Below are 5,792 nucleotides of genomic sequence, written 5' to 3' on the forward strand. Positions count from 1 at the left end.
AAGGCGAGTTCTAACTCGCCTTACCACTCACGACCGGGTGCGGGTCAGGCCTTCGCGCTCTTGAGGTCCAAAGGGTTCTTGGGCGCCTTCGAGCGGGCGTCGAGCATCCGCTGGCCCAGTTCCTGCAGCTGCTTGCGGCCCATCGCCGAGCGGACCTCGGGGAACCACTCGTCCTCTTCCTCTTCCACGTGGTGGCGGACGTTCTCGGTGAGGACCGTGACCTTCGCGTCGAAGGTCTCCTCCTTCGGGTCCATGCCGTGGAGCTCCGACAGCATCCACACGACGACGTGGTGCTCCTCCACGCTTTCCAGGACGTGGTCCTTCGTCTCCGGCACGGCTTCCCGCGCGGCCGGGTAGAAGATCTCTTCCTCGATGTAGGCGTGGACGGTCAGCTCTTCGATGATCGAGTCGGCGATCCGGCGCTTCTCGTCGTACGCGTCCTCCCCCGCCTTTTCGAACTGTTTGAACAGCTTCTCCACGGTCTTGTGGTCGTTCTTCAGCAGCACGATCGCGTCGGTCGACATCGGTGTCCTCACGGTGTGGCCAGGTCCCGCAGGGCGACCTGGGAGTTCTCCAGTTCCTTCGTCATCAGCAGGGCCACGGTCCCGGCGTGCGCCAGGGCCCGGCCGACCTCCCCCACCGAGGCCCAGGTTTCGGCGACCGCGTCGGCGCCGGGGCAGACGACCCGGCCGGCCAGCAGGCCGTCCTCCAGCCGCCCCTGCAGGGCGGGCAGCAGCTGGGTGAGGTCGCCGGTCAGCAGCCGCAGGGCGCCGAGGACCCGGTACATCTCGGCCGGGGAGTCGAGCTCGCCGTCGCCCACGCAGCGGGACAGCCGTCGCACGGTGGCACCCGCGTCGGCGGCCAGCAGCGAGGGCGAGGAGGCGGCGCTCGGATTCATGAGGCCCGGATACCCGTGGCCCACCGGGGAAAACGCCGTTTGCCGAAATCCCCGCCCGGGTACCCAGCCGGTCCCCCAACCCCCCAGGAGCACACCGGTGAACGAACCGACGGGCGACGTGCTGACGTTCGGCGTCGAAGAGGAGTTCTTCGTCGTCGACCGCCGTGGCCACCTGTCCCAGGCCGGCGACGACGTCGTCGACGCCGCCGAAGCGCTCGGCGACGACCAGGGCGAACTGCAGCACGAGCTCACCCGGCACCAGGCCGAGGCGGCCACCGACGTGTGCCGGACCCACGCCGAGGCCCTGCGCCAGCTGCGCGGGCTGCGCGGCGACCTGGACCGGGCCGCGCGGCGGCGCGGGTACCGGCTGCTGCCCGCCGCGGCGCCACTGCTGTTCGAGGAGAACCCGCCCGTCATCACGCCGAACCCGCGTTACGAGCGGATGGCCGAGCACTTCGGCGCCACCGCGCGGACTTCGCTGACGTGCGGCTGCCACGTGCACGTCGCCATCCCGGACAAGGAAGCCGGCGTCCGGGTGCTCAACCGGGTCCGGCCGTGGCTGCCCGCGCTGCTCACGGTGACCGCGAACTCGGCGATCGCGGACGGCTACGACACCGGGTACTGCAGCTGGCGCTACCAGCAGTGGAGCCGGTGGCCGTCGGCCGGCCCGCCGCCGCATTTCGCGTCGCTGGACGAATACGAGAGCATCGTCGACGCGTGGCTGCGCGCGGGCTCGATCCTCGACCGCGGGATGATCTACTGGGACGTCCGGCTTTCGGACCGGCAGCCGACGCTGGAGTTCCGCATCGCCGACGTCGCCGCGACCCCGGAGGACGCGGTGCTGCTGGCGGTGCTGGCCCGCGGCCTGGTCGCCACCGCACTGGCCGGCGACGCGCCCCTGCCCCACCTGCCGAACGAGGTGCTGCGCGCCCAGCTCTGGCGGGCGTCGCGCGAAGGCGTCACCGGCTGCTGCCCGCATCCGAAGAGCGGTGATCTGGAGCCGGCGAAGGTGGTCCTCGACGACCTGATCACCCTGACAGCACCCGCCCTGGAGGCGGCCGGCGACCTCGACTTCGCCCGGGAAGGAACGGCCCGCCTGGCGGCCGAAGGCGGCGGCGCGGACCGGCAGCGGCGCCGGTTCGCCGAGCGGAACCGCGGCGAGGACGTGGTCGGCCTGCTCGCCGGGGACTAGCGGCCCCGGGAGGCGGTCGAGCCGTTCGAGGGCGCGGACAGGTCCGGCGGCCGGAGTCGCTTTCGGACGGAGCGCGGTGCGAAGGCGGTGCTGAGTCCCCGCGGCGGCCGCACGGCGAAACTGGTGCGCGGGCCCGGTGCATTTCCGCGGCGGGAGCGGGTATCCGAGGCGCACGCCCGTCCGGAAGGAGCCCGCCCGTGTCCGACGGCCCGCCCACGATGGGTGTCGAAGAGGAGTTCCTCCTCGTGAACCCCCGCACCGGCCAGACATCGCCGTGCGCGGAACCGGTGCTCGGCCGGTACCGCCACCACGGGCCGCTGCCCGACGGGGTGAAGGTCCACCGGGAACTGCGGCTGACCCAGCTCGAAGCGGCCACCGGTGTCTGCACCACCGCGGACGAGCTGCGCCACCAGCTGACCGCCGCCCGCCGGGTGCTCGCCGGGGCCGCAGCGGCCGAGGACTGCGCGCTCCTGGCCACCGGCACCCCCGCCGGGCCCGGGGCGGCCGGGCCGCCGCCCGCGAGCACCGGCCGCTACGCCGAGATCGACGCCGTCTACGGCGCGGTCGTCGCCGACTACGAAGCCTGCGGGTGCCACGTCCACGTCGGGGTGCCCGATCCCGACACCGCGGTCGCCGTCGTCAACCACCTCGGCCGCTGGCTGCCGACGCTGCTCGCCCTGTCCGCGAACTCGCCGTTCGACCAGGGCCGCGACACCGGCTACCACAGCTGGCGGACGGTCCTGCAGTCCCGCTTCCCCGGCTCCGGTGTCGCGCCGCACCTGCGCGGGCACGCCGAGTACCGGCGGGCGGTGGAGACGCTGGTGGCGTGCGGCGCGCTCGTCGACCCGGACCAGACGTTCTGGCCGGCCCGGCCGTCCGGCCGGTTTCCCACGGTCGAGGTGCGGGTCGCCGACACCGCGCTGACCGTCGACCACGCCGTGCTGCAGGCGTTGCTGAGCCGGGCGCTGGTGCAGCGGGCGCTGTCCGAGCTGGCCGCGGGCCGGGAAGCCGCGCCGCTGTCTCCGCAGGTGGCCGCGGCGGCCGTCTGGACCGCGGCGCGCCACGGCCTCGCCGGAGACCTCGTCGACGTCGCCGAAGAGACGCGGCGGCCCGCGTGGACCCTGGTCGAGGCCCTGCTGGCCCACGTCCGGGTGCCCCTGGACGAGAGCGGCGACCTGGCCGAGGTCGAGAAGCTCCTCGACGCGGTGCGCACCGAGGGCACCGGGTCCGTGCAGCAGCGCGCGGCGGCCGTCCACGGGACCGCGGCCGCGGTGCGGTGGCTGACGGCGGCCACCGTGCCGGCGGGGCATGGAACGCTGCTGACGGGGTAGCCCGGGGTCATGACGACCTCCACCGCCCCCGGGGCGGCGACCCTGCCCGCCGCCCGGGGCCCCCTTTCGGAATCCGTGCTGGGGACGCTCCTGCGTGAACGGCCGCGGGCGGACCTGAACTTCGACGGGCTCGCCGACGCCGACCCGCTCGGCGACGACCTCCAGCTGGCCCTGCACCTGTGCTACGAACTGCACTACCAGGGCCTGCCCGGGGTGTCCCCCGACTGGGAGTGGGACCCGGAACTGCTGCGGCTGCGCGGCGCGCTCGAAGCGCGGTTCCTCGCTGCCCTGCGGGAAAACGTGGCCGGTGGTGACGACGTGGCGGGCGAGCTCGACGCGCTGCTGGTCGAGCCGATCGACGTCGAAGGGGTCTCGCACTTCCTGCGCGACCACGGCGACCGGGCGCAGGTGCGGGAGTACTTCACGCACCGCTCGATCTACCACCACAAGGAAGCCGACCCGCACGCGTGGGTCATCCCGCGGCTGCGCGGGCGCGCCAAGGCCGCGCTGGTGGCCGTGGAGTTCGACGAGTTCGGCGGCGGCCGCGCGGAGCTCGTGCACGCGCGGCTCTTCGTGGACCTGCTGCGCGCGGCGGGCCTGCCGGACGGCTACCTCGAACTCATCGACCACGTGCCCGCCGCGATGCTGGCGGTGGTCAACATGATGTCGCTGTTCGGCCTGCACCGGTCCCTGCGCGGCGCGCTGTGCGGGCACTTCGCGGCGGCCGAGATCACGACGGGGCCGTCGGCGCAGCGGATCGACCAGGGCCTGCGGCGGCTGGACGCGCCGGAGGCGTGCCGGTTCTTCTACACCGAACACATCGAGGCGGACGCGGTCCACGAACAGGTGATGCGCCACGACGTCCTCGGCGACCTGCTGGAGCAGGAGCCGGCGCTGGCCGCCGACGTCGTGTTCGGGATCCAGGCGACGGAATTCCTCGAAGGCCGCTTCGGTGCGCAGGTGCTGAGCCGGTGGCAGGCCGGGAAATCGTCGCTGCGCCTTCCCCTCGCCTGACGCGGTGGCCTCCCGGTTCGCCGGGAGGCCACCGGTTCACTCCTCCGTCCGGGTGCGGATCCGTTTGCGGTGGCTGGTGTCGCAGAAGGGGAACCGCTTGCTGCGCCGGCACGCGCACACCGCGACGACGAACCGGTCCGAGCGCACGGTTCCGCCCTCCGGCGTGGCCAGCTCGACCGGTCCCTCCACCAGGACCGGCCCGCCCGGGACGACGGTCACCCGGCGAGGGCCGCGCTCAGCGGTCGGCACGGAGCACCACCAGCTCTTCCACCCGCTGCCCCGGCTCGATCAGGCCGGCCGCCTCGAGGAACGCCGTCCGTCCGGAAAGGACCGGTCCGAACGGGATCCGCGCGCTCCGGGCGACGGACGTCCGGAGTCCCTGCGCGGCCAGCAGTGCCCGCGATTTGTCCACATCGGACAGTGCGGACTGCACGAGCAGCATCGTCCCGCCGGGACGCAGGAGCGTGCCCGCCGCGGCGCACAGCGGGTCGAGCACCGCGCGGCCGTCCGGGCCCGCGTCCCAGCCCCGGGTGGACCGGACGGTCGGCGCCGGGGACGGCACGTAGGGCGGGTTCGCGACGACGACGTCGAACGGGCCCTCGCGCAGCGCCCGGCTCAGGTCGCCGCGACACGGGCGCACGGCGAGCTGGCGGACCAGCGCGTTGAGCCGCGCCGAAGCCAGTGCCCGGCGCGAAAGGTCCACGGCGAACACGGTTCCGGCGCCGCGGCGGGCCAGGGTGACCGCCTGCGCGCCGGTACCGGTGCACAGGTCGAGGGCCCGCGCGCCGGCCGGGATCGCGAGGTCGGCGATCGCCGCGGCGAGCAGCGCGGTGTCTTCCTGCGGGCGGTAGACGCCCGGCAGCCGCAGCATCCGCGGGGCGGGTGGTACGGGACGGTGGACGACGGGCCGGGCGGCCAAGGGGCCCGGGCGGACGGGTTCCGCCGACGTGGTCATCTGGGTCTCCTCACTCGCCGCGGTCCCGGCGCGATCGCCGGCGGGACAACCGCGTCGCCCCGGCTTACCCGGTGATCACCGCGGCAAACGCCGCGGTTGAGCCGGCGGCGGCGGGGTATCCGGAACCGACCGGACCGGGAAAGGAGGACGCGAAATGACGTCCGAAGAGCGCACGCAGCACCCGACCGACCCGGCCGAAGGCGCCCGTGGCGACGACCCGCACGGCGATTCGCCGGAGGCCCAGCGCGAAACCCTTCGCGGCGAACAGGGTACGTCGGGTGGGGACCAGCACGACGACAGCGACCCGCAGTCGGGCTGACCGCGGGCCGTGGTAAAAAAAGGGGGGGGCGGGGGGGAAGGCGAGAAACAGCCACCCCAGGTTAAGGCTCGAAAAGAAGGTAG

At 73.8% G+C, this 5,792-nt stretch carries 8 protein-coding genes; 4 read left to right on the forward strand and 4 right to left on the reverse strand.

What is annotated here, in order from left to right:
* Positions 1 to 44 precede the first annotated feature (44 nt).
* Positions 45 to 524 (reverse strand): hemerythrin domain-containing protein, encoded by a 480-nt coding sequence (locus ABZW17_RS20870; RefSeq protein ID WP_354816323.1) that lies wholly within the window; start codon positions 522 to 524, stop codon positions 45 to 47.
* 8 nt (positions 525 to 532) lie between these two features.
* Positions 533 to 898, reverse strand: a complete 366-nt coding sequence (locus ABZW17_RS20875; RefSeq protein ID WP_354816326.1) for a hypothetical protein — start codon at positions 896 to 898, stop codon at positions 533 to 535.
* Between the two features lie 97 nt (positions 899 to 995).
* Here ABZW17_RS20875 and ABZW17_RS20880 point away from each other — a divergent pair, with 97 nt between their 5' ends.
* The 3 genes from ABZW17_RS20880 to ABZW17_RS20890 all read left to right on the forward strand — a co-directional run bounded on the left by ABZW17_RS20880 (position 996) and on the right by ABZW17_RS20890 (position 4,435).
* Positions 996 to 2,090 carry a glutamate--cysteine ligase gene (locus ABZW17_RS20880; protein WP_354816329.1) on the forward strand — a complete coding sequence of 365 codons (1,095 nt, stop codon included), beginning with the start codon at positions 996 to 998 and terminating at the stop codon, positions 2,088 to 2,090.
* A 197-nt stretch (positions 2,091 to 2,287) separates the two neighbouring features.
* Entirely contained in the window at positions 2,288 to 3,421 is a 1,134-nt protein-coding gene (locus ABZW17_RS20885) for a glutamate--cysteine ligase (protein WP_354816332.1), read from the forward strand.
* A 9-nt stretch (positions 3,422 to 3,430) separates the two neighbouring features.
* Positions 3,431 to 4,435 (forward strand): iron-containing redox enzyme family protein, encoded by a 1,005-nt coding sequence (locus ABZW17_RS20890; RefSeq protein ID WP_354816335.1) that lies wholly within the window; start codon positions 3,431 to 3,433, stop codon positions 4,433 to 4,435.
* 36 nt (positions 4,436 to 4,471) lie between these two features.
* Here ABZW17_RS20890 and ABZW17_RS20895 read toward each other — a convergent pair whose 3' ends face one another.
* Together ABZW17_RS20895 and ABZW17_RS20900 are read right to left on the reverse strand one after the other, a co-directional pair.
* Positions 4,472 to 4,684 (reverse strand): CDGSH iron-sulfur domain-containing protein, encoded by a 213-nt coding sequence (locus ABZW17_RS20895; RefSeq protein WP_354816337.1) that lies wholly within the window; start codon positions 4,682 to 4,684, stop codon positions 4,472 to 4,474.
* A complete protein-coding gene (locus tag ABZW17_RS20900) occupies positions 4,671 to 5,390 on the reverse strand; it encodes a methyltransferase (protein WP_354816340.1) in 720 nt (239 codons plus the stop codon). Before ABZW17_RS20900 ends, ABZW17_RS20895 begins: the two co-directional genes overlap by 14 nt.
* A 154-nt stretch (positions 5,391 to 5,544) precedes the next feature.
* On the opposite strand from ABZW17_RS20900, the gene ABZW17_RS20905 reads away from it, so the two are divergent.
* Complete coding sequence (locus ABZW17_RS20905) at positions 5,545 to 5,709, forward strand: hypothetical protein (protein WP_354816343.1); 165 nt, start codon at positions 5,545 to 5,547, stop codon at positions 5,707 to 5,709.
* Positions 5,710 to 5,792 lie beyond the last annotated feature (83 nt).

It is taken from the genome of Amycolatopsis sp. NPDC004625, assembly GCF_040609695.1.
In the GTDB taxonomy this organism is placed as follows: Bacteria; Actinomycetota; Actinomycetes; order Mycobacteriales; family Pseudonocardiaceae; genus Amycolatopsis.